Origin of the sequence: Hymenobacter qilianensis, assembly GCF_014489555.1 — a bacterium.
Taxonomy (GTDB): domain Bacteria; phylum Bacteroidota; class Bacteroidia; order Cytophagales; family Hymenobacteraceae; genus Hymenobacter; species Hymenobacter qilianensis.
On the sequence record NZ_CP060784.1, the window covers coordinates 1,546,169 to 1,568,636 of the forward strand.

General features: G+C 54.0%; 28 protein-coding genes and 1 pseudogene. 24 read left to right on the forward strand and 5 right to left on the reverse strand.

The window, feature by feature from the left end; translation table 11 throughout:
* The first annotated feature begins 79 nt into the window (after nucleotides 1-79).
* The 9 genes and pseudogenes from H9L05_RS25980 (at nucleotide 80) to H9L05_RS07115 (ending at nucleotide 8,134) form a co-directional block, all read left to right on the forward strand.
* The gene (locus H9L05_RS25980) at nucleotides 80-409 is read left to right on the forward strand and encodes a signal peptidase II (protein WP_317175142.1); all 330 of its coding nucleotides are present in this window, start codon (nucleotides 80-82) and stop codon (nucleotides 407-409) included.
* Entirely contained in the window at nucleotides 385-726 is a 342-nt protein-coding gene (locus tag H9L05_RS25985) for a signal peptidase II (RefSeq protein ID WP_317175143.1), read from the forward strand. Before H9L05_RS25980 ends, H9L05_RS25985 begins: the two co-directional genes overlap by 25 nt.
* Nucleotides 727-961: 235 nt before the next feature.
* Nucleotides 962-2,887, forward strand: a complete 1,926-nt coding sequence (locus tag H9L05_RS07090; protein WP_187733581.1) for an ABC transporter ATP-binding protein — start codon at nucleotides 962-964, stop codon at nucleotides 2,885-2,887.
* A 458-nt stretch (nucleotides 2,888-3,345) separates the two neighbouring features.
* Complete coding sequence (locus H9L05_RS07095) at nucleotides 3,346-3,708, forward strand: hypothetical protein (RefSeq protein WP_187733582.1); 363 nt, start codon at nucleotides 3,346-3,348, stop codon at nucleotides 3,706-3,708.
* Nucleotides 3,709-3,734: 26 nt separating this feature from the next.
* Complete coding sequence (locus tag H9L05_RS07100; RefSeq protein WP_223284790.1) at nucleotides 3,735-5,402, forward strand: ribonuclease R family protein; 1,668 nt, start codon at nucleotides 3,735-3,737, stop codon at nucleotides 5,400-5,402.
* Nucleotides 5,345-5,857, forward strand: coding sequence for a S1 RNA-binding domain-containing protein (locus H9L05_RS23340; protein WP_223284791.1), 513 nt, complete (start codon nucleotides 5,345-5,347; stop codon nucleotides 5,855-5,857). The genes H9L05_RS07100 and H9L05_RS23340 overlap by 58 nt, the downstream gene beginning before the upstream one ends.
* Before the next feature lie 149 nt (nucleotides 5,858-6,006).
* A pseudogene (locus tag H9L05_RS07105) lies at nucleotides 6,007-6,977 on the forward strand (polyprenyl synthetase family protein).
* 231 nt (nucleotides 6,978-7,208) lie between these two features.
* Nucleotides 7,209-7,751: a rhomboid family intramembrane serine protease gene (locus H9L05_RS07110; RefSeq protein WP_317175144.1), complete on the forward strand. Its 543-nt coding sequence runs from the start codon at nucleotides 7,209-7,211 to the stop codon at nucleotides 7,749-7,751.
* Nucleotides 7,752-7,858: 107 nt separating this feature from the next.
* Entirely contained in the window at nucleotides 7,859-8,134 is a 276-nt protein-coding gene (locus H9L05_RS07115; protein ID WP_187733583.1) for a PLD nuclease N-terminal domain-containing protein, read from the forward strand.
* 112 nt (nucleotides 8,135-8,246) lie between these two features.
* Here H9L05_RS07115 and H9L05_RS07120 read toward each other — a convergent pair whose 3' ends face one another.
* Nucleotides 8,247-8,873 (reverse strand): DUF2939 domain-containing protein, encoded by a 627-nt coding sequence (locus H9L05_RS07120; RefSeq protein WP_187733584.1) that lies wholly within the window; start codon nucleotides 8,871-8,873, stop codon nucleotides 8,247-8,249.
* A gap of 202 nt (nucleotides 8,874-9,075) precedes the next feature.
* On the opposite strand from H9L05_RS07120, the gene H9L05_RS07125 reads away from it, so the two are divergent.
* Together H9L05_RS07125 and H9L05_RS07130 are read left to right on the forward strand one after the other, a co-directional pair.
* Complete coding sequence (locus H9L05_RS07125; RefSeq protein ID WP_187733585.1) at nucleotides 9,076-9,918, forward strand: glycerophosphodiester phosphodiesterase family protein; 843 nt, start codon at nucleotides 9,076-9,078, stop codon at nucleotides 9,916-9,918.
* A gap of 366 nt (nucleotides 9,919-10,284) precedes the next feature.
* The gene (locus H9L05_RS07130) at nucleotides 10,285-10,671 is read left to right on the forward strand and encodes a helix-turn-helix domain-containing protein (protein ID WP_187733586.1); all 387 of its coding nucleotides are present in this window, start codon (nucleotides 10,285-10,287) and stop codon (nucleotides 10,669-10,671) included.
* A 92-nt stretch (nucleotides 10,672-10,763) separates the two neighbouring features.
* Here H9L05_RS07130 and H9L05_RS07135 read toward each other — a convergent pair whose 3' ends face one another.
* The 3 genes from H9L05_RS07135 to recF form a co-directional block, all read right to left on the reverse strand.
* The gene (locus H9L05_RS07135; protein ID WP_223284792.1) at nucleotides 10,764-11,261 is read right to left on the reverse strand and encodes an acyl-CoA thioesterase; all 498 of its coding nucleotides are present in this window, start codon (nucleotides 11,259-11,261) and stop codon (nucleotides 10,764-10,766) included.
* A 424-nt stretch (nucleotides 11,262-11,685) separates the two neighbouring features.
* Nucleotides 11,686-12,003, reverse strand: a complete 318-nt coding sequence (locus tag H9L05_RS07140; protein WP_223284793.1) for a DUF721 domain-containing protein — start codon at nucleotides 12,001-12,003, stop codon at nucleotides 11,686-11,688.
* Between the two features lie 93 nt (nucleotides 12,004-12,096).
* Nucleotides 12,097-13,203 (reverse strand): DNA replication/repair protein RecF, encoded by a 1,107-nt coding sequence (gene recF / locus H9L05_RS07145; protein WP_187733588.1) that lies wholly within the window; start codon nucleotides 13,201-13,203, stop codon nucleotides 12,097-12,099.
* 196 nt (nucleotides 13,204-13,399) lie between these two features.
* On the opposite strand from recF, the gene pdhA reads away from it, so the two are divergent.
* The 5 genes from pdhA (at nucleotide 13,400) to H9L05_RS07170 (ending at nucleotide 17,108) form a co-directional block, all read left to right on the forward strand.
* Nucleotides 13,400-14,452, forward strand: a complete 1,053-nt coding sequence (pdhA, locus tag H9L05_RS07150) for a pyruvate dehydrogenase (acetyl-transferring) E1 component subunit alpha (protein WP_187311980.1) — start codon at nucleotides 13,400-13,402, stop codon at nucleotides 14,450-14,452.
* A 45-nt stretch (nucleotides 14,453-14,497) separates the two neighbouring features.
* Nucleotides 14,498-15,268 carry a tetratricopeptide repeat protein gene (locus H9L05_RS07155; RefSeq protein WP_187733589.1) on the forward strand — a complete coding sequence of 257 codons (771 nt, stop codon included), beginning with the start codon at nucleotides 14,498-14,500 and terminating at the stop codon, nucleotides 15,266-15,268.
* A 165-nt stretch (nucleotides 15,269-15,433) separates the two neighbouring features.
* The gene (ribH, locus tag H9L05_RS07160) at nucleotides 15,434-15,910 is read left to right on the forward strand and encodes a 6,7-dimethyl-8-ribityllumazine synthase (protein WP_187733590.1); all 477 of its coding nucleotides are present in this window, start codon (nucleotides 15,434-15,436) and stop codon (nucleotides 15,908-15,910) included.
* A gap of 248 nt (nucleotides 15,911-16,158) precedes the next feature.
* Nucleotides 16,159-16,542 carry a TraR/DksA family transcriptional regulator gene (locus H9L05_RS07165; protein ID WP_084443474.1) on the forward strand — a complete coding sequence of 128 codons (384 nt, stop codon included), beginning with the start codon at nucleotides 16,159-16,161 and terminating at the stop codon, nucleotides 16,540-16,542.
* 299 nt (nucleotides 16,543-16,841) lie between these two features.
* Entirely contained in the window at nucleotides 16,842-17,108 is a 267-nt protein-coding gene (locus tag H9L05_RS07170) for a hypothetical protein (RefSeq protein ID WP_187733591.1), read from the forward strand.
* A 90-nt stretch (nucleotides 17,109-17,198) separates the two neighbouring features.
* On the opposite strand, the gene H9L05_RS23345 is transcribed toward H9L05_RS07170, so the two are convergent.
* The gene (locus H9L05_RS23345; RefSeq protein WP_223284794.1) at nucleotides 17,199-17,570 is read right to left on the reverse strand and encodes a hypothetical protein; all 372 of its coding nucleotides are present in this window, start codon (nucleotides 17,568-17,570) and stop codon (nucleotides 17,199-17,201) included.
* 345 nt (nucleotides 17,571-17,915) lie between these two features.
* Here H9L05_RS23345 and H9L05_RS23350 point away from each other — a divergent pair, with 345 nt between their 5' ends.
* The 8 genes from H9L05_RS23350 (at nucleotide 17,916) to H9L05_RS23355 (ending at nucleotide 22,465) form a co-directional block, all read left to right on the forward strand.
* Entirely contained in the window at nucleotides 17,916-18,611 is a 696-nt protein-coding gene (locus H9L05_RS23350; RefSeq protein ID WP_223284795.1) for a pseudouridine synthase, read from the forward strand.
* Between the two features lie 187 nt (nucleotides 18,612-18,798).
* The gene (locus H9L05_RS07180) at nucleotides 18,799-19,296 is read left to right on the forward strand and encodes a type III pantothenate kinase (RefSeq protein ID WP_187733592.1); all 498 of its coding nucleotides are present in this window, start codon (nucleotides 18,799-18,801) and stop codon (nucleotides 19,294-19,296) included.
* 50 nt (nucleotides 19,297-19,346) lie between these two features.
* A complete protein-coding gene (locus tag H9L05_RS07185; RefSeq protein ID WP_187733593.1) occupies nucleotides 19,347-19,550 on the forward strand; it encodes an acetate and sugar kinases/Hsc70/actin family protein in 204 nt (67 codons plus the stop codon).
* Nucleotides 19,537-20,604: a hypothetical protein gene (locus H9L05_RS07190; RefSeq protein WP_187733594.1), complete on the forward strand. Its 1,068-nt coding sequence runs from the start codon at nucleotides 19,537-19,539 to the stop codon at nucleotides 20,602-20,604. The genes H9L05_RS07185 and H9L05_RS07190 overlap by 14 nt, the downstream gene beginning before the upstream one ends.
* Nucleotides 20,601-20,879 (forward strand): hypothetical protein, encoded by a 279-nt coding sequence (locus H9L05_RS07195; protein WP_187733595.1) that lies wholly within the window; start codon nucleotides 20,601-20,603, stop codon nucleotides 20,877-20,879. The genes H9L05_RS07190 and H9L05_RS07195 overlap by 4 nt, the downstream gene beginning before the upstream one ends.
* Nucleotides 20,880-20,912: 33 nt before the next feature.
* Complete coding sequence (lptC, locus tag H9L05_RS07200; RefSeq protein WP_187733596.1) at nucleotides 20,913-21,455, forward strand: LPS export ABC transporter periplasmic protein LptC; 543 nt, start codon at nucleotides 20,913-20,915, stop codon at nucleotides 21,453-21,455.
* 112 nt (nucleotides 21,456-21,567) lie between these two features.
* Nucleotides 21,568-21,846 carry a hypothetical protein gene (locus tag H9L05_RS27160; protein WP_229743046.1) on the forward strand — a complete coding sequence of 93 codons (279 nt, stop codon included), beginning with the start codon at nucleotides 21,568-21,570 and terminating at the stop codon, nucleotides 21,844-21,846.
* 106 nt (nucleotides 21,847-21,952) lie between these two features.
* Nucleotides 21,953-22,465, forward strand: coding sequence for a SurA N-terminal domain-containing protein (locus H9L05_RS23355; RefSeq protein WP_223284796.1), 513 nt, complete (start codon nucleotides 21,953-21,955; stop codon nucleotides 22,463-22,465).
* The last annotated feature ends 3 nt before the right edge of the window (nucleotides 22,466-22,468 follow it).

A 22,468-nucleotide genomic window follows, 5' to 3' on the forward strand; every position in this document is an offset into this window, starting at 1 on the left:
GTTCAAAAACCCGTAAATCAGGCCCAAAACGGCACAAAAAGCCCTCTGGAGCTTGTACTCAAGCGTTATTAGCACAAGAATGAAGTACTGGAAATATTACTTGCTGGCCTTACTAGTTATCCTCATCGATCAGGTCTCGAAATGGGCGGTGCACGCGTACATGGAGCCAGGAATGCCGGGCGAGATTCCGCTGCTGGGCGACTGGTTTAAGCTCCATTACACCCTGAATCCGGGCATGGCCTTCGGGGTTGAGCTGCCCGCCCCTTACGGCAAGATCATCCTGACGACTTTTCGACTGGTAGCCGTCACGTTTATTGCCTATCTCATTCGCAAACACAGTTTTCGGCATACACATCCCGGCCTGCTGGCCTGTGGGGGCTTATTTTGGGCGGCGCCATCGGTAACCTGATCGACTCCATGTTCTACGGCGTGATCTACAACAACGCGCCTTTTGAAGCTCCCACACCCTGGCTGCATGGGCAGGTAATCGACATGATTTATCTGGACCTGTACGAAGGCTTTTTGCCGATGAGCTGGCCGCTGATTGGTGGTTCTCACCTCTCACTGTGGCCCATTTTCAACATCGCCGACTCAGCTATTTTTATCGGTGTGGCCCTCATTCTGCTCAATCAAAGCAAGTTCTTCCAGCACGAAGACTCGCCGACGAAAACCGTAGTACCCCACCGCGACACCGAGCCTACTTCGACTGAGCACGTTCAGCTGTAGCGCTTAGTTTATCCTCCTAAAAGCTAACTGTCGCTTTAAAAGTAGTTGTCATCCTGACGCAGGAAGGACCTTATCTAAGCCAGAAAGATGATCGTTACAACGACTCTCTTTGGCCCGATAAGGTCCTTCCTGCGTCAGGATGACAAGCGGTTTTATCATTGACAACCGTTTTTAAGTAGCTTTGGTGAGAGCCAATCGCTTCCCCAACAAACACCTTATCTAGCTTATCCACTCCGTGCAGCCTCTCCTCACCGTCTCCAATCTTACCATTGACTTCACCTCTCACCGCGGCGATGTGCGGGCGGTGAATGACGTGTCGTTTGAGTTGCGCCGGGGCGAGACGCTGGCTATTGTGGGTGAATCGGGCTCGGGAAAGTCGGTGACATCTCTGGCGCTGATGGGGCTGATACAAATGCCCCCCGGCCGCGTCACTACTGGCCAGACGCGGTTTCAGTCAGAGGAGTTGGGTGAAGTGGACTTGCTGAAGCTATCTGATGAGCAGTTGCGGCGGGTGCGGGGCAACGAGATTTCGATGATTTTTCAGGAGCCGATGACCTCGCTCAACCCCGTGCATACCTGCGGGGCCCAAGTGGTGGAAGCATTGCGCTTGCATACATCGCTGTCCTCTAAAGAAGCCGAAGCCCGAACCATCGAGCTCTTTGCTACCGCGCAGCTGCCACGGCCGGAGAAAATCTTCAAAGCCTATCCGCACGAAATCTCTGGGGGGCAAAAACAGCGGGTGATGATTGCCATGGCTATGGCCTGCAACCCCGCTATCCTCATCGCCGACGAGCCCACCACTGCTCTCGACGTAACGGTGCAGGCCCGCATGCTCCAGCTCATCGACGACCTGCGGCGCCAGAATAACACAGCAGTTCTCTTCATTACTCACGACTTAGGAGTAGTTGCTGAGATTGCTGACCGCATCCTGGTTATGTATCGGGGAAAGGTGGTAGAGCAGGGCCTTGTGCTCGATATTTTCACCAACCCTCAGCACCCCTACACAAAGGGCCTTTTGGCCTGTCGACCCAAGCTCTCTGTGGGTAAGCAGCGTTTGCCCGTTGTAGCCGATTTTATGACTGAAGACGCTTCCGGCCAACTAACCGAAATAAGCGCTTCTCAGCCCGAAGCTCCTAGCGTTGAGTTAGATAGAGCCCCGGTGCTGACCGAAAACATGCCAGTCGAAATCCCCAAAATGTTCCACGGGGAACATTTTACGCCTGTTTCTGGCTTAAAATCGACTTCAGAATCCGCTATTTCAGAGCCTACACCGGGGGTCCATTTGACTGCTGGAAACGGCTCCAAACCAGCCGAAAAGACTGGGCCTGTCCTGCTACGGGTAGAAGGCCTAAACGTGCACTTTCCCATCCGCAAAGGCTTGTTCAATCGGACTAAAGAATACGTACGAGCCGTGGATGGCGTGAGCTTCGACATTTACCCTGGCGAGACAGTGGGGCTAGTGGGTGAGTCAGGCTGCGGCAAGACGACGCTGGGCCGAGCCTTGTTGCGCTTAGTGGAACCAACGGCGGGTCGCATTCTGTTCGAAGGCACTGACCTGGCTACCCTGCCAGCGGGCGAGTTGCGGCGGCGGCGGCGCGAGTTCCAGATGGTGTTTCAGGACCCCTACGCGGCGCTTAACCCAATGATGACGGTAGGAGAGGCCATCATCGAGCCCATGCAGGTGCACGGCGTGGGCGGCACCAAACAGCAGCAAAAGGCTAAGGTGATGGAGCTGCTGCGCACCGTAGGGCTGCGCGAGGAACATTACTTGCGTTACCCGCACGAGTTCTCGGGTGGGCAGCGCCAGCGCATTTGTATTGCGCGGGCTCTGGCCTTGCAGCCCAAGTGCATCATCTGTGATGAGTCGGTGTCGGCGCTGGACGTGTCGGTGCAGGCCCAGGTACTGAATTTGCTCAACCAGCTTAAGCGGGACTTTGGCATCACCTATCTCTTCATCACCCACGACTTGTCGGTGGCTCGATTCATGTCGGATCGGCTGCTGGTGATGAACAAAGGGCAGATTGTAGAGAGCGGACCTGCGGCTGCGGTCTATGCTAAGCCCCAGCACGAGTACACCCGCACGCTGCTCAGTGCCATCCCGAAAGATGAGCCATCTGATATTCGGGCGGCCCAAGCTCGGAGGGCGACAGAAGTAGCGTAGGGCTAGGCTCCTGCTCAGCGAGTCTTTGGATAGGTGATAAGCAGATAGGCGGTCATGCAGAGCTTTCTGCGCATGAAGCAGCGACGAAGCATCTCGCGTGCTTCGTCGCAATGGTAACTTCGATCAAAAAAGGCGGACACCAGATTGAGCATGACCGCCGATTTCCTTATCATTTTCCATACACTAACTCGCATCCTACTAGGGGCTTTTTTACTGATTGCTAAAAACAGCAACAATTACATAACCCATCATTATCCTTAGTAAATAGTTATTATCCCTAATATTCCGTAGTATCTACTTTAGAGCAAAAAGCCCTTGCTTTCGCTCCCTTTTAACCGCCTTTCCGGCGACTTCTAATTTTTGCTTAACCCCGGAGAAACGCGCTTGCGTATACTCCAACCTACCTATACTCGGCCGCCTGCGAAAACGACAACCACTGGGCGGCACCTTCTTTTCGAATGAAGAAACAAGATGAATCTTCAGCTCCCCGCGCCCCTCGCGCGAAAGCTGCCCGCGGCGAAAAAGCCGCCATTGCCCCGGTTACCAAAACGCAAGTGTTCCGGGTATTTGCCGAAAACCCCGGCAAAGTATTTTCCTATCGTCAACTCTCACGCCGCCTCGGCGTGACCACCAAAGAGCAGCGCGATGAAGTGTTCGATCACCTCAAAGCCCTGCGCAAATCGAATCAGCTTACCCACCTCCAAAACGACGACTACCGCCTCACGGATCCTGCCGCGCTACGTGTGCAGCCTGATGCTGGCCAACGCCCTGAGCGTGGCCGCAGTCGGGGGGCAAATCTCGTCCGGATGGTGCCGCTATAGAAGCTCAGTTTGGGCAGGACCCGCTCGTGCATCGCCGCCGCGATGCTGGCTTCGACTTTCCCGGCGACGACCGTCAGCGCTTCCGCGAGCGGCCTAGCTCGGGGGGCGACATTATTATGGGAACCGTAGCCTTGGCTACCAACAAGTACGCTTTTGTAGTAAGCGAGGAAAGCGAAAACGACATCCGCGTCTTCACCGACCGCCTGAAGTTTGCTATGAACGGCGACACGGTGCGCGTACGTCTGCGCGGTGAGCGCGACGGCCGCCCGGTGGGCGACGTGCTGGAAGTGGTGAAGCGGGAGCGCGAAGAAATAGTAGGCCAACTGACGGTGCAAAACGCCGGCTTCGGCTTTGTGTCGCCCGACCATCGCAAGCTGTACTTCGATGTATTTGTGCCCAACGAAGGCCTCAAAGAAGCCCGTAGCGGCGAGAAGGTACTCGTGCGCATTACGGAGTGGCCCGAGGACCCCGGACGTCAGCCAGTGGGCGAAATCGTGCGTTCCTTTGGGCAGGCTGGAGAGAACGAAGCCGAGATCAACGCCATCATGGCGGAGTTCGGGTTGCCGTTCGAGTTTCCCCAGGATGTAGAAGAAGAGTCGGAGGAAATTTCGGACCGCATTCAGGAAGACGAAATTGCCCGCCGCCGCGACTTCCGCGACATCACCACCTTCACCATTGACCCCGCCGACGCCAAGGACTTTGATGACGCGCTATCCATCCAAAAGCTGGAAAATGGCAACTGGGAAATCGGTGTTCACATTGCCGACGTGACCCACTATGTGCGGCCCGAATCAATGCTGGAGCGCGAAGCCCGTCACCGCGCGACTTCGGTTTACCTTGTAGACCGCGTGATTCCGATGCTGCCCGAGCGCCTGTCGAACGGCCTGTGCTCGTTGCGGCCTAATGAAGACAAGCTGACCTTCTCGGCCGTGTTTGAGCTGGACGACAACGGTAAGCTTTACGACTCGTGGTTTGGCAAAACCATCATCCACTCCGACCGCCGCTTTGCTTACGGTGAAGCGCAGGAACGCATTGAAACGGGAGAGGGCGACTTTGTTGAAGAGGTAAATACGCTGAACAACATTGCCAAAAAGCTCCAGGCTCAGCGCTTCAAGAAAGGCGCCATTGGTTTCGAGACGCAGGAGGTAAAATTCCAGCTAGACGAGAACGGTAAGCCGGTAGGCGTGTACGTGAAGGAACGTCAGGATGCGCATAAGCTCATCGAAGAGTTTATGCTGCTGGCTAACCGCAAGGTGGCCGACTTTGTGTTCCAGAAAAAGAAGACCAAGCCGCGCTTCACCATGGTGTATCGTACCCACGATGCGCCCGATGCCGACCGTCTGCAGAACTTCGCTTTGTTCGCCAAAAAGTTTGGCCACGACCTGAACTTGGAGAACCCCAAGAAGCTCAGCAACGAACTGAACAGCCTATCGGAAAACGTGGTTGGTAAGCCTGAGCAGAACGTGATTCAGACCTTGGCTATCCGTACCATGGCCAAGGCCAAGTACACAACGGAGCCGTTGGGTCACTTCGGCTTGGCCTTCGACCACTATTCGCACTTTACTTCGCCCATCCGTCGCTACCCCGATATGATGGCGCACCGCCTGTTGGAACACTACCTGCAGGGGGCAAAAACGTGGAAGCCGAGCCCGTGGAAGAAGAGTGCAAGCACTCCTCCGAGCGCGAGAAGCTAGCCGCCAATGCCGAGCGCGCCAGCATCAAGTACAAGCAAGTGGAGTACATGGCTGCCCGCGTCGGTGAGCAGTTTAAAGGCGTAGTATCGGGCCTCACGGAGTGGGGCATGTACGTGGAAGTTGAGGAGAATAAGTGCGAAGGCATGATCCGCATCAGCGACATTCCCGGCGACTTCTTCGAGCTAGACAAGGACAACTACCGCCTCGTTGGTCAGCGTAGCAAACGCATCATTCAGTTCGGCGACGAGCTGCAAGTTATTGTGAAAGCGGCCAACCTACTCGACCGCACTATCGACTTCGAACTGGTAGATGAGCGCCCTATGTCGCAGCGCCGCAACGATGCTCCCCGCCGTGAAGAGAGCGGCCGTGGCCGTCGGTCGGAGCGAGGACCTGAGCGCGAGCGTGGCGGCAAAAGCAGTGGTGGCCCAGGTGGCGGTGGTAAGCATCGGCGCTAAGTAATGCCTCCTGAGTTATGAAAGCCTGACGGCTGCACGGTGTGCGGACGTCAGGCTTTTTCTGTGATACAAATTTGCCCCCAGTACCGCCTCTAAGCCACTCCAAACCGTTCCTCCGTACCTTGCCTGCCCAACACAATTTGCCCCCTGTGAGCCCCACTGATTTCACGCAGAAAATAACCGCCGCCCTGGCTAGCCTTGAGTACGGTCAGCAGCCAGTTGCCCTCTACGAGCCCATCCGCTACATCATGGCGCTGGGGGCAAACGCATACGCCCGTTGCTTACGCTCATGGGCGCCCACCTCTTCACCGACGAGTTGGAGCCCGTGCTGCGGCCGGCCCTGGCCACGGAGGTTTTTCACAACTTCACCCTGCTCCACGACGACATCATGGATCAGGCTCCTTTGCGCCGGGGCCAGCCGACGGTGCATGAGAAGTGGAACGCCAACGTAGCTATTCTGAGCGGCGACGTGATGCTGGTGCGGGCCTACGAGTTGTTCCTGGATGTACCACCGGTGCTATTGCCTACGGTGCTGCGCAAGTTCAGCCAGACGGCTGCCGAAGTCTGTGAAGGCCAGCAATGGGACATGGATTTTGAGACGAATGAGCAGGTCACCATCGAGCAATACCTGGATATGATCCGGCTGAAAACGGCCGTGCTGCTGGGCTTCTGTCTGGAGCTGGGCGCTCTGCTCGGCGGCGCTTCCATAGAGGATGCCGACCACCTGCGCCAGTTCGGCACCGACGTAGGCATTGCCTTCCAGCTCCGCGACGACCTGCTCGACGTGTACGGCGACGCGGCCACCTTCGGCAAGCGTGTGGGCGGCGATATCGTATCGGATAAGAAAACCTTCCTGCTGCTTACAGCCCAGGCTCAGGCAAATGCCCCCCAGCAAGCCGTACTGGCGCAGTACCTCGGTCAGCCCATCACCGATGCCGCGGCCAAGGTGCAGGCCATCACAGAAGTATATGACCAGCTCGGCATTCGCGCCCAAACCGAAGCGCTTATCAACGACTATTTTCAGGATGCCCTTCAGCACCTAGAGCGCGTGGTTGCGCCGGCTGAACGTAAGGCTATCCTGCGGCAGTGGGCTCTGGAACTGATGGCCCGCGAAAGCTAAGCCTGGTTTTTGGCTTAATTTAGGCTCTCTGCGCGCATTTTGCCCCCCAGCGCACTTTCCCGCCCACCAAAGCCGCCGAAAGCGCCGGGAAGCCGTATAGGCGGCTTCTTTCTTATTACTTCTTACTTGTCTTCTGATGCTTAATCTGAATGTGGTGCTTGTGCTCGTTATCCTCACGGGGGCATTTCCTTATACGCTTGGTCAAACCCCACCTTGCGGGAAAGCTGGATCATGACGCCCTTCCTGGTGCGGCGTCGAAATGAGTGGTACCGCTTCCTCACATCCGGCTTCCTGCACGCCGACTGGATGCACCTTATCTTCAACATGCTGGCCTTTTACTCCTTCGGCGGCTTGATTCAGGACGTCTTCGTGCAGGTGTTCGGCGTCATGGGCGGCATCTGGTGCTTCCTGCTGCTGTATCTGGGGGGCATTATTGTGTCGGATATTCCTACTTACCTGCGCCACCGCAACGACCCCAACTATCACAGTCTGGGTGCGTCGGGTGGGGTAGCCTCCGTCATTTTTGCAAGTATCCTGTTCCGGCCCATTGAGGGCGGCATCTACATCTTCCCAATTCCTTTTGCCATTCCAGGTGTCCTTTTTGGTATCCTTTACCTGGCTTATTCCTACTATCAGGGTCGTCGGCAGGGCGATAATATCAACCATGATGCTCACTTCTATGGGGCTATCTACGGTATTATCCTGACGCTGCTACTCGTCCCGATCTCAGGATCAATTTTCTGGAAGGAAATCCAATCTTATTTATTTAACTAATTGATTGTTAAGAGCTTATATAACAAACATAAGCAAAATAATATCTAATATCTCAGCAGGTGCGTAAAGGGCATCATATCATACTTTTCTCTCCAACGACACCTGCTATGAACAAGCTTCTTTCTCTTACCAATCGACTGCCCGCAGTAGCCATGCTTTTCACTCTGGCTTTGGCTCCTCTGCTTGGCGGTTGCTCGGGCCGCAGTTCCAACGGTAACATCACCATTGCCGGTATTATCTATCTTTTGCTGGCTGTGCTGGCCGTTGTCAGCCTGATCAAGCAGGACTGGTCTATCGGCAAAAAGATCATCTGGGGTCTGGTGATATGGTTCTTCCCTTTCCTGGGCTCCATCATCTACTTCCTGTTCTCAGGACGCAAATAACTCCTGCTTGATTCAACGGAAAGGCCCCGGCGCTCTCTTGCGCTGGGGCCTTTTCGTGTTTATTAATGCAGGTCTCAGAGTTCTGAATAGTTAGTTAAAATGACTCGGTTAGCTATCTGTTTTTCAGTAAGCGTTGCTTTTCCAATCGAGCTGTATGCTTAATCAGTGTGCCCATATTGGCAATTTCCGTTACGCGCCAGTAGTCACCTTGGTCGAGCATTTTTAATTCCAGAACCAGAGTAGTGTCATACTGTGGCTGCGTTATTTCTAAGCCAACCAAAGTTTGATCATCCTTCTGATTAACGTATTTGATGCCTTTGAATTGGGGGTTTGGCCCAATCACCCGGCCAGCCAATCCCAGCACCGACACGTTCATTCCACCAATATTTTGTCCTGCTGCTGCTGCTTCCGCCGAGCCTGATTCGATATAAAGTCTTACTTCTTGCGTCGCAGATTGTGCCAGTTGCGGCTTCAGTAGTCGTAGGGCGCTTTGAATAATCGCTCCGTTTACATTCAGTCCTTCCAGCGCGGAGCTTTCATCCGACACCTGATCTACTAAGTTGCGCGCTACCCTATTAACGTCAACATAGCGCTCGAAGGTGGTAACATCGTGGGTACGCACAGCATTGGCGGCCTGCGCCAGCGAGTACTGCGGACTTGCCGTTACTACCGTACGATAGTACCAATAGCCACCTACTCCGATAATTATCAACAGGGCGAGCAACAATACTTTCTTCATAGAGTGTGGTAATAAAAGGAAATGATTTCGCTTTAAAGAAGGGCCAAAGTACCGCATTTCATAGCTGGCATCGGGTTCGAATAACTGCCTGAAGCATTCTCTGCTCAAATATCATGTAAGGTATTCTGGGGGGCTTTTTCCCAACTAAACCCAGCCAAGCAAGCTGGGCATGCGTATTCAGGATCTCGTAGTACGCTAAAAAATGCCCCCCAAGCCTTTTACAATTCCTGAAGTACATGGCCATCGCGGTTGCCGTGGCTTGCGTCCTGAGAATACGCTTGCGGGCTTCCTTCATGCCTTAGAGTTGGGGGTAGATGCCCTGGAATTAGATGTCGTCATCTCAGCCGATGAGCAGGTAGTTGTATCGCACGAGCCCTGGCTTTCAGCCGCTATCTGTCGGGATGCGGCCGGCGAGCGCATCGACCCCGCTAGTGAGCGTCTGCACAATCTTTTTTTGATGCCATACGCTGTCATCCGCCACTGTGATTGCGGCTCTGTTCGAAACCCTCGCTTCCCTCATCAACTGCTTAATACCGCTTACAAACCCCTGCTTCAGGAGGTCATTGCGGAGGCAGATAAGTATGCTCAATACCTCGGCCGACCGTTGCCATTTCTCAGCATCGAGATAAAAAGCAGTTCGGCTGGCGACGGCATATTTCATCCTTCCCCAGCACGCTTCGTCGAGTTGGTCTCGGCAGTTGTGCATGCTGCTGGTGTAGCTAAAAGAACCACCGTCCTGAGCTTCGATAAACGGGTCTTGCAAGCCGCCCGGACCCAAGTTCCATCACTGCCCTTATGCCTATTAGTCGAAGATGCACAGCCGCTTGCTGAGCACCTGAAGGAGCTGGGTTTTGTGCCCGCCGTCTATGGCCCAGAGCACTGCCTCGTTGATAAGAAGCTCGTAGCCGAAGTTCATACTCTTGGCATGCGAATTATTCCCTGGACGGTAAATGAACTAGCCGATATGCACCGCCTCATCGCGCTTGGCGTCGACGGTATCACCACTGACTATCCCGACCTCCTGGTGAGTTCACTAGTGCGATAGCAAAAAGCAGAAGTGTAGCTCTGTTCAGTGTGGCGTATCGCGCCGCCTTCGGGGTAAAAATTAACTGAGTCCTTATACTGGCAGGTTTATCTCAGGTGTACTGTAGGATGCTACAAGGTCTATAGCCTAAAAAGTGCTTTTCCAGCCTTATAAGGCGGGTTTATCATATTGTTATACATATGTAACACTAATTGTAACGATATGTATTGTTACAATGTACTTGTAAAGTGTACAACGTTACGCGTTACAGGTTGTATCAGTGTATTGTATCTGTTCACGATGTAACTGTCCGTTTTTACGAACATATTTGTACATATGAAACAAATTAAACACCTTTACAGCCCCACTAATACATAACGCTTACTTATGCCGCACCAGGGCAAAATCCTTCAAGATGCCATCAAAAACAGTGGTATTTCCATCACGCGCATCGTGGAGGAGCTGGGTATTACGCGTCCAACTATCTATCGCAAATTCAAGGAGGAAACACTTGATTACGGTTTTGTAAAGCAGGTTGGCGAGATCATTACACATGATTTTTCGCATGACTTTACATCGTTACAGCAGGCAGTGTTACCTTTTGTGTCTGTTACACCCAGTGTACCTGTTACAAGTGGTGTATCGCAGCGCTCGGCACCGTTACAATCTAATGACAATGATCCTGTTAAGCAGCTTATGGCTCTTCAGGCTAAGTATATAGCCCTATTAGAGGACTATAATGAGCTCTTGCTGAAAGTGTACAGCCCTAAGTAACAAATATGTTCCACGTGAAACATGTGGCCGTTACGGGCGTGTATTAGGGATAGTCTTTTAAGCCGTGCTTTTGCTACTAAAAGCAACAGGTTTTAGTAGCCCAATTGGCAGTTCTCGTTGCGTAACAGATCGGCCTGCTGAGCTACGGCCAGCCTAGAGCGGGCGTTGTCAAACTCGACGCTGTATTGCGTTTTGAGCTCCTTGCGTTTGATAGCTTCCATGAAGCGCCGCGTGTCATCTGGAGTCTCTAGTAGGAGGCCCGGCACCGGAGTTGGGCGACCATTGTCATCCTTGGCAACCATAGTAAAATAGCAGGTGTTAGTATGCTTCACGGTGCCGGTTCGCACGTCTTCGGCTATGACTTTGATACCGATTACAAGCGAGGTGCGACCGACGTAATTGACGGAAGCAAGCAGTGATACTAGCTCTCCCACTTCCACTGGCTGGAGGAAGTTTACGCCATCTACACTTACCGTCACGCAGTATGTGCCGGCGTGCTTTGCGGCAGCAGCGTAAGCCACCTTATCCATAAGCGATAGCAGAATCCCACCATGAATTTTGCCCCCCAGATTGGCATAGGATGGTATCATAAGCTCGGTGAGAGTTACCCGTGAATGGGATACTAATCGGAAGTCGGGTCGGAGGGAGGATGACATAAAATGAAAGTTCAGGACAAGATGTAGAGACCTAAATGCAGAAGGCCATGGCCCATGAGGAAAAGGGTGCCGGTAGAATCAGGGGGTGTTTAACATGAAGCAACGCCAGCTGACTGACGTGAAGATATACAGCTCACCATATAGCCTTGGCGCAGCCGTTGGTGAACAAGAATAGAATGATGAGAGCAGGAGAGTCGGAACCGAAACGAAATGAATGGCCGACTTAATGATGACGATAAGCCTGGCATACCTTCTTATTGAAGCCGCGATAAGTCCCGGCTCACATAAAATACAGGAAGTGCCAGAAAGCATTATGCTTCGAGCCGCGAAGGATGATATAGGAATGAGGAGTAGCTTACTAGAGGAAAATCACCTCTTTAATAACGGTTTCGCCTACCTCATCATTAATAAGCTCCATGACGCGCGTCTTGGCCATAACGAGTTCGTGCTTGAGAGGAGCCGAGTTCAGGCGCACGAAGAGCTTGCCATTGCTTATATAAATCTCCTGGGTCTTGAGGGCTACAGCCTTCCCCATGATGCGTTCCCAACTCGACACGACAAACACCTCGTTCAGCTTTCCCTGTAAGCGATACGCTTTAAGCAGTGCCTTGATACCGTCCTTCAAAGGGACAATATCAGCCTGACGCGAGTTGTCGGAGTTGCTTGGTTTTTTCAAGTGAATACAATACAATAATGCGCGAGCCAAGTAGCGGAATAGCCGTTGGGAGGCAAAATTGAATGATTACAAAGGTACGTGATTCAAGCTCCGCTAAAGGGCCGTAACGGTTCCGTTGTGCACCGCGAAGCGAGCTACTTGCTCCGAGATAGTAGCAAGAATTCGGTCGGTGCGCTCCAGGTGTGTATCCGTAAGGAATACCTGGCCAAAGGTATGCTCCGCTACTAACTGCATCAGGCGCGTGATGCGCTTCTCGTCGAGCCGGTCGAAGATGTCATCAAGCAGGAGTAGAGGCTTGTGTTGCTTACGGCTGGCAAAGATCTCGAACTGAGCAAGCTTCAGTGCAATAGCATACGACTTCTGCTGGCCTTGCGAGCCGTAACCCTTAACCGGCAACTCATCCATTAGAAAAGTGAAGTCGTCTTTGTGAGGTCCAACAGTGGTGCGCTGCAAGGTGATATCGCGCCGCTCATTGGTGCGGAGCAAATGGGCAAAGTCGGCGCCGGGAAGTTGGCTCTTATATGCAAGCGTTACCTGCTCGCGGCCATCAGCCAGCTGCTGGTAGTGGCGTTGAAAAAGAGGAGTGAACTCTGTCAGAAATTGTTGGCGACGCTCCACAATTTGCCCCCCAGCGGGCACTAGCTGTTCATCTAGCACCAGCAGATAATCGCGGTCATAGCCGCGGCCGTCGGCGGCAAGCTTGAGTAAAGCATTGCGTTGACGCAGCAAATTGGAGTAGGTGATAAGAAGCTCCAGATAGTCATGATCCAGCTGAGAGATCAGGCTGTCGAAGTACTTGCGCCGCTCCTCGCTGCCCTCCCGAATCAGGTCGGTATCGTAGGGCGAGATAAGCACAACGGGGTAGCGTCCAATATGGTCCGCGATGCGCTCATACGCTTGCTTGTTGCGAGTGACCAGCTTCTTTTGCCCCACCCGGAGGCTGCACTGAATAGTATCGGTGTCGCTGAGGGGCGTTTGGAAGCGGCCCTTCACTACAAAGAACTCGGCACCTTGCTTAATGCTCTGAGCATCGGCGGTAGCAAAGGCGCTGCGAGTAAGCGACAAATAATGGATGGCATCGAGCAGATTCGTCTTGCCACTTCCGTTGTCACCGACAAAGCAATTGATGTGGGGCGAGAAAGCCAATGTGGCTTCGTCGTAGTTTTTAAAGAACAACAGGTGTAGGCTTTCCAGAATCATCCGGTTCGAAATTGCAATCCTTTTGCGTACTTTCGCATCCCAAACGCGAACAACCGAAAGCACGATGGCGGAGACGAAAGTAAAGGCTGACTCAAAAGCGACTAAGTCGGCAAAAAAAGCGGCAAGCCCGAAAGGCACTTCCAACGGTAACGACGCGGCGTCGGTTACCAAAACGGTGAACCAGCCTGACTCGGGTATGCCACCCTCTAACGAGGAAGCGAAAGAAGCGACTGGTGCGCCCAAGGCTACTGTGCCCGCCAATCCAAAGTTTCCTAAGGAGACTTACTTGCAGTGGTATGAGCAAATGCAGCTCATGCGCAAGTTTGAGGAGAAGGCCGGGCAGCTTTATGGTCAGCAAAAAATTAAAGGCTTCTGCCACCTGTACATCGGTCAGGAGGCTTGCGTAGCCGGTGCGGTATCAGCCTTAACTAAAGATGATAAGTGGATCACGGCTTACCGCGACCATGCTCATCCGCTGGCACTCGGTACTTCGCCTAACGCCATCATGGCCGAGCTGTTTGCGAAAGCTACCGGTTGCTCCAAAGGCAAAGGTGGCTCCATGCACATCTTCGATAAAGAAGTGAATTTCATGGGTGGACACGGCATCGTAGGTGGTCAGGTTCCGCTGGGTGCTGGTATTGCTTTTTCAGAAAAGTATAACAAGACCGGCAACCTCTGCATCTGCTATATGGGCGATGGTGCCGTACGTCAAGGTGCCTTGCATGAGGCCTTCAACATGGCCATGCTCTGGAAGCTGCCGGTTATTTTCGTTATCGAAAACAACGGCTACGCGATGGGCACAGCGGTACAACGCAGCTCTAACGTGACGGAGCTATACACGCTGGGCGAAAGCTACGACATGCCATCATTCCCGGTGAATGCCATGAACGTGGAAGACGTGCACGAGGCCGTAGCTCAAGCGGCTGAGCGCGCCCGCGCCGGCGAGGGACCTACGCTGCTCGAGTTTAAAACTTACCGCTACAAGGGCCACTCCATGAGCGACCCAGCGAAGTATCGGACAAAAGAAGAATTGGAAGACTATCGCTCACGCGATTCCATCGAGGCTGTTCGTCATACCATCCTGACGAACAACATGGCCACCGAGGACGATCTGAATGCTATTGACGAGCAAATCAAAGCGGCCGTAAACGAGTCCGTAGAGTTTGCTGAAACTTCTCCATATCCCACTGCCGACGAGCTCTACAAGGACGTGTACGTGCAGCAGGACTATCCTTATATCCGCGACTAACTGTCGAATTTCCCCAGCCGCGAGGCTGCCTTTTTGCCCCCCGCAATGTCGAAGATTCCCTACACGCGCAATACCCCTAACGCCCGCCAGCGAACCGAGGTGCCCGCAGATCCAAACCAACCTATCACGGACGGTGTGACCGAGCATCCGTTGATGGAAGACCCCGACGCGCTGGCTCTTCGGCTGGTAGAGTCCGAGGACTTTGTTCGGCGCAACAAGACGGCCTTGCTAAGCTTGCTTGCGGTGGTAGTGCTGGCCGTCGTTGGCGGCTTTGCTTTCTACACATGGCGTAATACCCAGAACGAAAAGGGGCAGGCTGCCATGTATCAGGCGGTGAACTATTGGGAAGCTGATTCGCTGAACAAAGCGCTCAAGGGTGATGGGCAATACGATGGTTTGGCTACCATCACTTCTGAGTACAATGGTACGCAGGCAGCTAATCTGGCTAACTTTTATGCCGGTGTAGCTGCTCTGAAAGAAGGTAAACACCAAAACGCCATTGACTATCTGGAAGACTTCACTTCCGATGATTTGCTGGTGCAGGCCCGTGCTTACTCCCTGATCGGTGACGCTTACCTGGAACTGAATAAGTTTAAAGAAGCAGCTGATCAATATGAGAAGGCTGCCAACTACAAGTCCAATGAGTACTTCTCGCCCAGCTACCTGATGAAGGAAGCTACGGCCCGTGAGCTTGCCAAAGACTATGAAGGAGCCATTAAGGCTTATACAAGAATCGTTGATGAGTATCAGAATGCTGCTGAAGTAACAGAAGCTAAACAGTATCTGGCTCGCGTTCAAGCTTTGGCTGGTAAATAGTCATTCCAAGCCGTAGATTCTGCGGCTCAATAAAAGGAAAAGGACGGTTTCTTACCGTCCTTTTCCTTTTATTGATGGTGAGTTTATTCATATTACTTCAAAGAATAGGCAGCCTTAAGCTTTCCTAACCTTCGCAAGACCGACCGTTCTGCAAATCTCTGATCCATGGCAACCGCTCTTAAAAATCTTAGCGATTACAATTCCGACCACTTTGTTGATGTTACCGATAAGCGCTTCGGCCTGGTGGTAGCCGAGTGGAACCGCGAAATAACGGATATACTCAGCACCGGCGCCTACGAGACCCTGCTCAAGCATGGTGCCCAAGCCGACAATATTTTTCGCAATACGGTACCGGGCAGCTTTGAGCTAACCTTAGGCGCTCAGCTGTTGGCCCAGCATGAGGAAATTGATGCTGTCATCTGCTTGGGCGTGGTAATTAAAGGCGATACAAAGCACGACGATTACATCTGCCATGCCGTAGCCAATGGTATTACCAATGTAGGATTGAAGTACAACAAGCCCATCATCTTCGGCTTAGTAACAACCAATACGTTGGAGCAAGCCTGGGATCGGGCGGGGGGCAAACACGGCAACAAAGGAGTGGAAGCGGCGGTAGCGGCTATTCAGATGCTAGGCTTCTAATAAGCACAAGATTAGGGTTTTGTTAAGATGAAGGTATTGTGGTCAATTAGCGCACAAAAGCGTAGCTTTGCGGCCAAATGCACCATAGGAATCCGTAAGAATACCAACTCCGTAACTCCCTAAAGCCATTTTATCTTCTAACAACTAAACTGCTTATACCAGTGTTAGAAGGGGTACAAAGCTGATCTTGGTTCTGAAAAAGGTTGGCTAATTAATTCACATTCAATAGTTTACTTTCCTTAGCTAACATGAGTGAAGAAACCATACGCTACTCCAGAGAAGATCTAGCGGAGTTCGAAGAAATCATCCAAGACAAGCTTACGGCCGCCCGTAAGGAGGTGTCATTTATCAAAGAAACACTGAGCCGCCGCAACGATTCGGGTACCGACAATACTGCTTCTTCTTCCAAAGTATTGGAAGATGGCGCTGATACGGCCGAAAAGGAAAGCATGAACCAGCTGGCTTCGCGCCAGATGAAGTTCATTCAGCAACTGGAGAATGCGCTGGTGCGCATCAAGAACGGTACGTACGGTGTGTGCATCGGCACCGGCAAGCTGATTCCGAAGGAGCGTCTGCGGGCTGTACCGCACACTCAGCACTCCATCGAGGCTAAGATGGCGCGCCGCGACTAACAGCTTTCCTGCTACCTACAGAATTGCCCGGACTTGCGACCGGCTACCCACAGCAGGGTTGCGGCGCAGGTTCGGGCACTGTTTTGTTGACTAGTACGTTAGCATCACCTCGTCTTATTTGACGATATTTACTTCTTAACCGTACCGTAGCGATACGGCACTTAATTCCCCGACCATGGGCAAAAAGCACAAACCTGATTTTAACGCCGGCCGCAACAGCCGCAACGACTCTCGCCCATCCGGTAATACGGGCGGCTCTGAGGGTTTCCGTAAGTTTTCGGACCGACCCGCTAATCGGGATGGCAACGACTCTCGCCGGGGCAGCGACTTTCCTTCGCGCCCTGCTTTTGGTCGGCCTAACACTGGCGGTAGTACCGGCGGCGGTGGTCGCTTTGGTGGAGGCAACGCGGGGGGCAAATTTGGCGATAGAAACAGCCGGCCAACTGGTGGAGACTTCAACCGAGGTGAAGAGCGCGGACAACGCGGCAACTTTGCCCCCCGGCGCGATGACGACAGCCGTCCTCCATTCAACCGAAACAATAACGAGCGCCCGCACGCTCATTTGACCGCGATGCTCCCCGTCGCTTCGACGACCGCCGCGACAGTGGCTTCGGTCGTGACCGTGACCGCGCCGATGAGCGGCCAGCGCAACCTTATCAGCCAAAGGCTAACTGGCCCGGCCAGCCGTATCGGCAGGAAGGCAAGCCAGCCGTTCCACGCGGTGGGGCAGGTGAGCGCAACCGGAAGTTTAATAAGGTCAATCCTTTTGAAACTGATAAACCGACGCCGGCTAAAGCTCCATACGAGCCCGATACGCGTCGCGACTCACGGACCGACGAATCGGGTCCGGACCGGCCGATACGCCCGGCGCGTCCTTTCGATTTCAAAAATGCCCCCAAGACAGAGACACTGTCCGCGACGACCAGCGTCGGGAAGGCAGCTACGAACGGCGCGACCGAAACGAAGGCAGCTTCGGTGGCCCGCGCCGTGATGATGAGCGAGGTAAATTTGCCCCCCGTGGCGACCAACGCCGCGAAGGTGGATTTGGCAACCGCAACACGGATGACAGGCGCGGTAATTTTGCCCCCCGCAGTTCCGGTGAGCGCGGTAGCTACGGCGACCGGAGCAACGCCGGTGGCCGCGACTTCGGCCCCTCTGCTCCCCGCGACGCCCGCCCATTTGGGGAGCGTCCGGCGCGACCTGAGGGTCGGCCGACGCGTGATGCCGGCAGCAACCGGGCAGATAAGCCCAAGCGCGATGAAGTACCCGGCGAGGCGCCTGCTTATAAGAACCTGAAGTTTTACGAAGAAGATAAAACCCGCGGCAACAAGCGTCGGCGCGAGGAAGACGATTCGGCCGGCGACACGCTGCGCTTGAATCGTTATATCGCCAACGCGGGTGTTTGCTCACGGCGTGAGGCGGATGCGCTTATTGCCGCCGGTGAAATTCGCGTGAATGGCGAGGTCGTTACCGAAATGGGCTACCAGGTGCAGCCCACGGATACAGTGCAGTATGGCAAAACCAACCTCAAGCGTGAGAAAGAGGTATATGTGCTGCTCAATAAGCCGAAAGACTTTATCACTACCACCGACGACCCTGAAGGCCGCAAAACGGTAATGGATCTGGTGGCCACTGCCTCGAAGGAGCGTATCTTCCCAGTTGGCCGCCTAGACCGCAACACGACTGGTCTGCTGCTCTTCACCAATGATGGTGAGGTGGCCCAGAAGCTTACTCATCCGTCGCACAAGAACAAGAAGATTTACCAGGTAGAGCTGAATACGCCGCTCACCGAAGACCATCTGCGTCAGATTGCCGAAGGCGTTGAACTGGAAGATGGCAAAGCGGAGGTGGATGATGTGGCCGTGGTGGCCGGCAATGCGCACTTTGTGGGCGTAGAGCTGCATATTGGTCGTAACCGTATTGTGCGCCGCATCTTCGAGCACTTGGGCTATGAGGTAGTTTCCCTGGACCGGGTTCAGTATGCAGGGCTTACCAAAAAAGACTTGCCCCGCGGTAAGTGGCGCTATCTGAACGAGAAGGAAGTTATCCGCCTGAAGTATTTCTTGTAAAAAGCAACCTACGGACGCTTTACCGACTCATGATTAAAGTCGGTAAGGCGTCCTTTGCTTTTGACCCTTCCCGCCGCTTTTAGCTTCTGTATTTCATTCATCCCGACTGCTTTGGTGGCCGTTATGATCGGTTACTTCTTTCCGGGAAGAACTGACTTAGCTAGTGCCTTTCATAAGCTCTGTTTTCATGCGCACCCTCACCCTCGACATTGGCAACACCACCGTGAAATACGGTTGCTTCGAGGACGATGTACTGCGCGAAACCGCCATTGCTCAGACCAAAGAGCAAGTTGGCGAGGTGGTGCAAAGGTGGAAGCCAACGCACGTGATTCTGGCGTCGGTGGCGGGGCCGACAGATACGTGGGCTGCTGATCTGTGCGCGCAAGTGCCGGGGCGGATAGTGGAGTTTAAACCGGCATCTACGCCTCTGCCTATCCGTAATGGATATGCAACTCCTCAGACTCTCGGCGCTGATCGGCTAGCGGCGGCAGTGGGCGCGGCGTGGCTCCGGCCGGGCCGCGACACACTGATAATTGACGCGGGTACGGCCATCAAGTGCGACTGGGTGGAAGGCGGGCATACGTTTCGGGGCGGTAGCATTGCACCGGGGCTGCGGCTGCGCTTTCAGGCGCTACACACGTTTACGGGCCGGCTGCCGTTACTGGAAATGCCCCCAACCTGCTGACCGATATTCCGCTGACCGGTGATGACACAGAATCGGCTATCCGAAGCGGCGTGCTCAATGGGGCCGTGGCGGAAGTGAATGGACTCCTTGATCAGTACCGCGCTCAGCGGCCCGCGTTGGGAGTACTCCTGGCGGGCGGCGACGCGGCCTTTTTTCAATCGCGGCTCAAAGGCCCTATCTTTGTAATTCCCGAACTCGTGCTGCTCGGGCTTCACCGAATACTGGTGCATACCATTGACTATGTGGAAGAATAAATTAGCCGGCCTGGTCGGTGTAGGGTTGATGGGTTTGGCAACAGCGCCGCAAAGCCAAGGACAAGGGCTCGGCAACTCGCCGTACTCGCGCTTGGGCCTGGGCGATTTCAACCTCAATACTGGCGGGGCGCGTCAGCAAGGAATGGGCGGTGTCGGTTTGGCCGCGCCTAACAGCGTTCATATAAACGAGCTGAACCCGGCTCTGCTTTATTACACAGCTCGAACTACCTACGAAATGGCTGTGAATGGGCAAATCAAAACGCTTCGTAACCAAACTAATTCTCAGCGCGATGGAAGCGGTACGCTGGGCTATCTGGCCCTGGCCGTGCCGCTGTCTAAGAGTTGGGCTGGCGCTGTTGGCCTGAAGCCCTACAGCGCCGTCGATTATGAGAGCAATGTAATCGAAACCGTAGCTGCCGGACCTGCTGGCACGCAAGTACTCAAGCGCTATCAGGGCGAGGGTGGCCTGTCGGAGGCTTACATAGGGCAGGCCTACCGATTGGCTAAAGGCCTGACGGTGGGCGGTACGGCCGCATACGTATTCGGCAGCATCGACCAGCGCGTAGCTACGCAGGTAGCACCCGCAGGCGTTACCGACCCTTCGCAGCTGGCCAGTGTAGTATTGCTGGAACACGTGCGCTACTCTGATTTTACCTTCCGGGGCGCGGTGCACTACCGGGGCGCAATCAACAGCAAGCTCAACTATAGTCTGGGGGGCGTTTATACCTTCCGCTCAAGCATAGACGGCGTGCGCAATACTTCCCTGGACCGCGAAGACGTTGCCGGCAATCAGCTGGAGCGTATTCAGCTGGAAGACAGTCAGAAAGGTGAGGCCCGCGTGCCCGCCATGGCTCAATTCGGCATCAGCATCGACAACAACAAAAACTTCAGCGCCAACCTCGATGTAGCTCACCAGCAATGGTCGAAGTTCCGCTCCTTTGGTATAACTGGTGGGGCCGGCATCGGCACTCCTCTGGATAATACGGTGCGCGTAGGGCTGGGGGCGAATATACCCCCGATCCGACCTCCGTGGATAACTACTTCAAGCGAGTGACTTACCGTGCTGGCATTAGTGCCGCGCAGCTGCCATACCGTCCGGCTGGCCAAACGCTCTACGACCGCGCTGTAAGCTGGGGTTTCAGCCTTCCTGTACCATCGGCTACGCCTTTGGAAGCCGCCAGCATGAACCTGGCCTTCACCTACGGGCAGCGCGGCAACACCGACCCCAACGTGGATAACCCCAATGGCAACGTGCGCGAAGACTATGTACGGGTGCAACTGGGCCTAACGCTCAACAACCGCTGGTTTATCAAGCGGCGCATTGAGTAACCAAGGTACGCTCGTGCAAACGCTTAGTCGTAGTTGGATGAGGCTCCTGGGGGCATTTTAATGGTGGCCGGTTTAAGTACGGGTTGCCAGAAAAATGACGCCGAGGTCAAAAAGAAAGTAGTGTACAATGGGCCACTACTGGAAGCCACCAACGTGACCATGCTGGTCAGCGACTCGGCCAAACTCCAGATCAAGCTGACGGCTCCTGTGTCGCAGCAATTCGAAAGCGGCGACCAAGTATACCCGAAGGGCATGAAGGTGACCTTCTACTCAAAGGATGGCGGCATCGTGAATACGCTGCAGGGCAAGTACGGCCGGTACGACAAAGCCAAAGACCTTTACCTCGTGCGCAGTGATGTGCGGGTGAGCAATGAGGAGAAGAAGCAGAAGATGAACTCCGAAGAGCTGTATTACGACAAGCAGAAAGCCATCATCTACACCGAAAAGTTTGTGCGCGTCGAAACGCCTACCGAAATTCTGACAGGCACCGGCCTGACCGCCAACCAGAATTTCTCGCGCTACAAAATTCTCAAACCCGCTGGCGTCTTCACCGTCGAAACGCCGGTAGAAGAGTAACGAAAAAGCCCCTCAGCCATGCTGGTGCATTACTTCCTACGTGGCTGGGAGCTTTTTAAGCGACTAAATAAACTAGCCAACGCAATCCGTTGGTTTATACCATAGCAACCGCATGGATTTTAAATTTGATAGAGCGCTGGGGCGCACCGTGCTGTTTTCCGTGGCGGTAGTAGCCCTGGTTATTGGCGTCTATGAAACCATTCTGTCGAATAGTCTGGACGCCATTTCGCGCAATTACTGGCTGTTTATGGTGTCGTTTGCCTGCATGATGTGGTACCGCTACCTGGGCCAGACCAAAGCCGATACGCCCGGTCCGGCTGCGCCAGCCAAGTCTGCACCCACCAAATCACAGTCGCGCAACCTTGCTCCCCGCAAGAAAGGCCGCCGCTAGGCAATCGTCTGCTGGGGCATTCTGGCAATGCGCTTTGAATGTCCGGCGGATTCTGGTTATTTTGCGACTCTTTCCACTTTTCTATACTGCGCTTTTTTTCAAGTACATGGCATTAATTAACACGATTCGAGAAAAATCGGGCTGGGCCGTCGGCGCCATCGTTTTTGGCCTACTGCTCTTCATTATCGGCGGCGACCTGATTTCGGGCCAGAACCGACTCTTCAATCGCAACGATACGACGGTAGGGGAGATATCCGGTGAGAAAGTGGAGCTCAATGACTTCAACAATACCCTTGAGCAAGCCAAGCAGGCTTTTATCGCTCAGCAGGGCCGCCAGCCCGACGAAAACACCCTCGGCTACCTTCGCGATCAGGCCTGGAATCAGACCATTTATCGCATTGCTTTCAAGGAGCAATTTGAGGCGCTGGGCTTAGCGGTAAGCGACGATGAACTCTACGACATGGTGCAGGGCCGCAACGTGCACCCTAGCATTCGCCAGGCCTTCTCCGATCCGCAAACCGGCCAGTTCGACCGCAATAAGGTGGTTGAGTACCTGAAGAACCTCGACAAATTGCCCCCCAGGCGCAGGATCAGTGGCGGAATTTTGAGGCCGGCCTGACTC

Excerpts from the sequence above, each read along its gene's own strand:
- H9L05_RS07170 (WP_187733591.1), top strand. The coding sequence starts at position 16,842 with ATGGCAACGACTCTCGCCGGGGCAGCGACTTTCCTTCGCGCCCTGCTT.
- H9L05_RS23355 (WP_223284796.1), top strand. The coding sequence starts at position 21,953 with ATGGCATTAATTAACACGATTCGAGAAAAATCGGGCTGGGCCGTCGGC.
- H9L05_RS07135 (WP_223284792.1), bottom strand. The coding sequence starts at position 11,261 with ATGATACCATCCTATGCCAATCTGGGGGGCAAAATTCATGGTGGGATT.
- H9L05_RS07095 (WP_187733582.1), top strand. The coding sequence starts at position 3,346 with ATGAAGAAACAAGATGAATCTTCAGCTCCCCGCGCCCCTCGCGCGAAA.
- H9L05_RS07180 (WP_187733592.1), top strand. The coding sequence starts at position 18,799 with ATGCGCACCCTCACCCTCGACATTGGCAACACCACCGTGAAATACGGT.
- recF (WP_187733588.1), bottom strand. The coding sequence starts at position 13,203 with ATGATTCTGGAAAGCCTACACCTGTTGTTCTTTAAAAACTACGACGAA.
- H9L05_RS07125 (WP_187733585.1), top strand. The coding sequence starts at position 9,076 with ATGCCCCCCAAGCCTTTTACAATTCCTGAAGTACATGGCCATCGCGGT.
- H9L05_RS27160 (WP_229743046.1), top strand. The coding sequence starts at position 21,568 with ATGGATTTTAAATTTGATAGAGCGCTGGGGCGCACCGTGCTGTTTTCC.
- H9L05_RS07155 (WP_187733589.1), top strand. The coding sequence starts at position 14,498 with ATGTCGAAGATTCCCTACACGCGCAATACCCCTAACGCCCGCCAGCGA.
- H9L05_RS07190 (WP_187733594.1), top strand. The coding sequence starts at position 19,537 with ATGTGGAAGAATAAATTAGCCGGCCTGGTCGGTGTAGGGTTGATGGGT.
- H9L05_RS07115 (WP_187733583.1), top strand. The coding sequence starts at position 7,859 with ATGAACAAGCTTCTTTCTCTTACCAATCGACTGCCCGCAGTAGCCATG.
- H9L05_RS07130 (WP_187733586.1), top strand. The coding sequence starts at position 10,285 with ATGCCGCACCAGGGCAAAATCCTTCAAGATGCCATCAAAAACAGTGGT.
- pdhA (WP_187311980.1), top strand. The coding sequence starts at position 13,400 with ATGCCACCCTCTAACGAGGAAGCGAAAGAAGCGACTGGTGCGCCCAAG.
- H9L05_RS07110 (WP_317175144.1), top strand. The coding sequence starts at position 7,209 with ATGACGCCCTTCCTGGTGCGGCGTCGAAATGAGTGGTACCGCTTCCTC.
- H9L05_RS07165 (WP_084443474.1), top strand. The coding sequence starts at position 16,159 with ATGAGTGAAGAAACCATACGCTACTCCAGAGAAGATCTAGCGGAGTTC.
- ribH (WP_187733590.1), top strand. The coding sequence starts at position 15,434 with ATGGCAACCGCTCTTAAAAATCTTAGCGATTACAATTCCGACCACTTT.
- H9L05_RS25980 (WP_317175142.1), top strand. The coding sequence starts at position 80 with ATGAAGTACTGGAAATATTACTTGCTGGCCTTACTAGTTATCCTCATC.
- H9L05_RS07120 (WP_187733584.1), bottom strand. The coding sequence starts at position 8,873 with ATGAAGAAAGTATTGTTGCTCGCCCTGTTGATAATTATCGGAGTAGGT.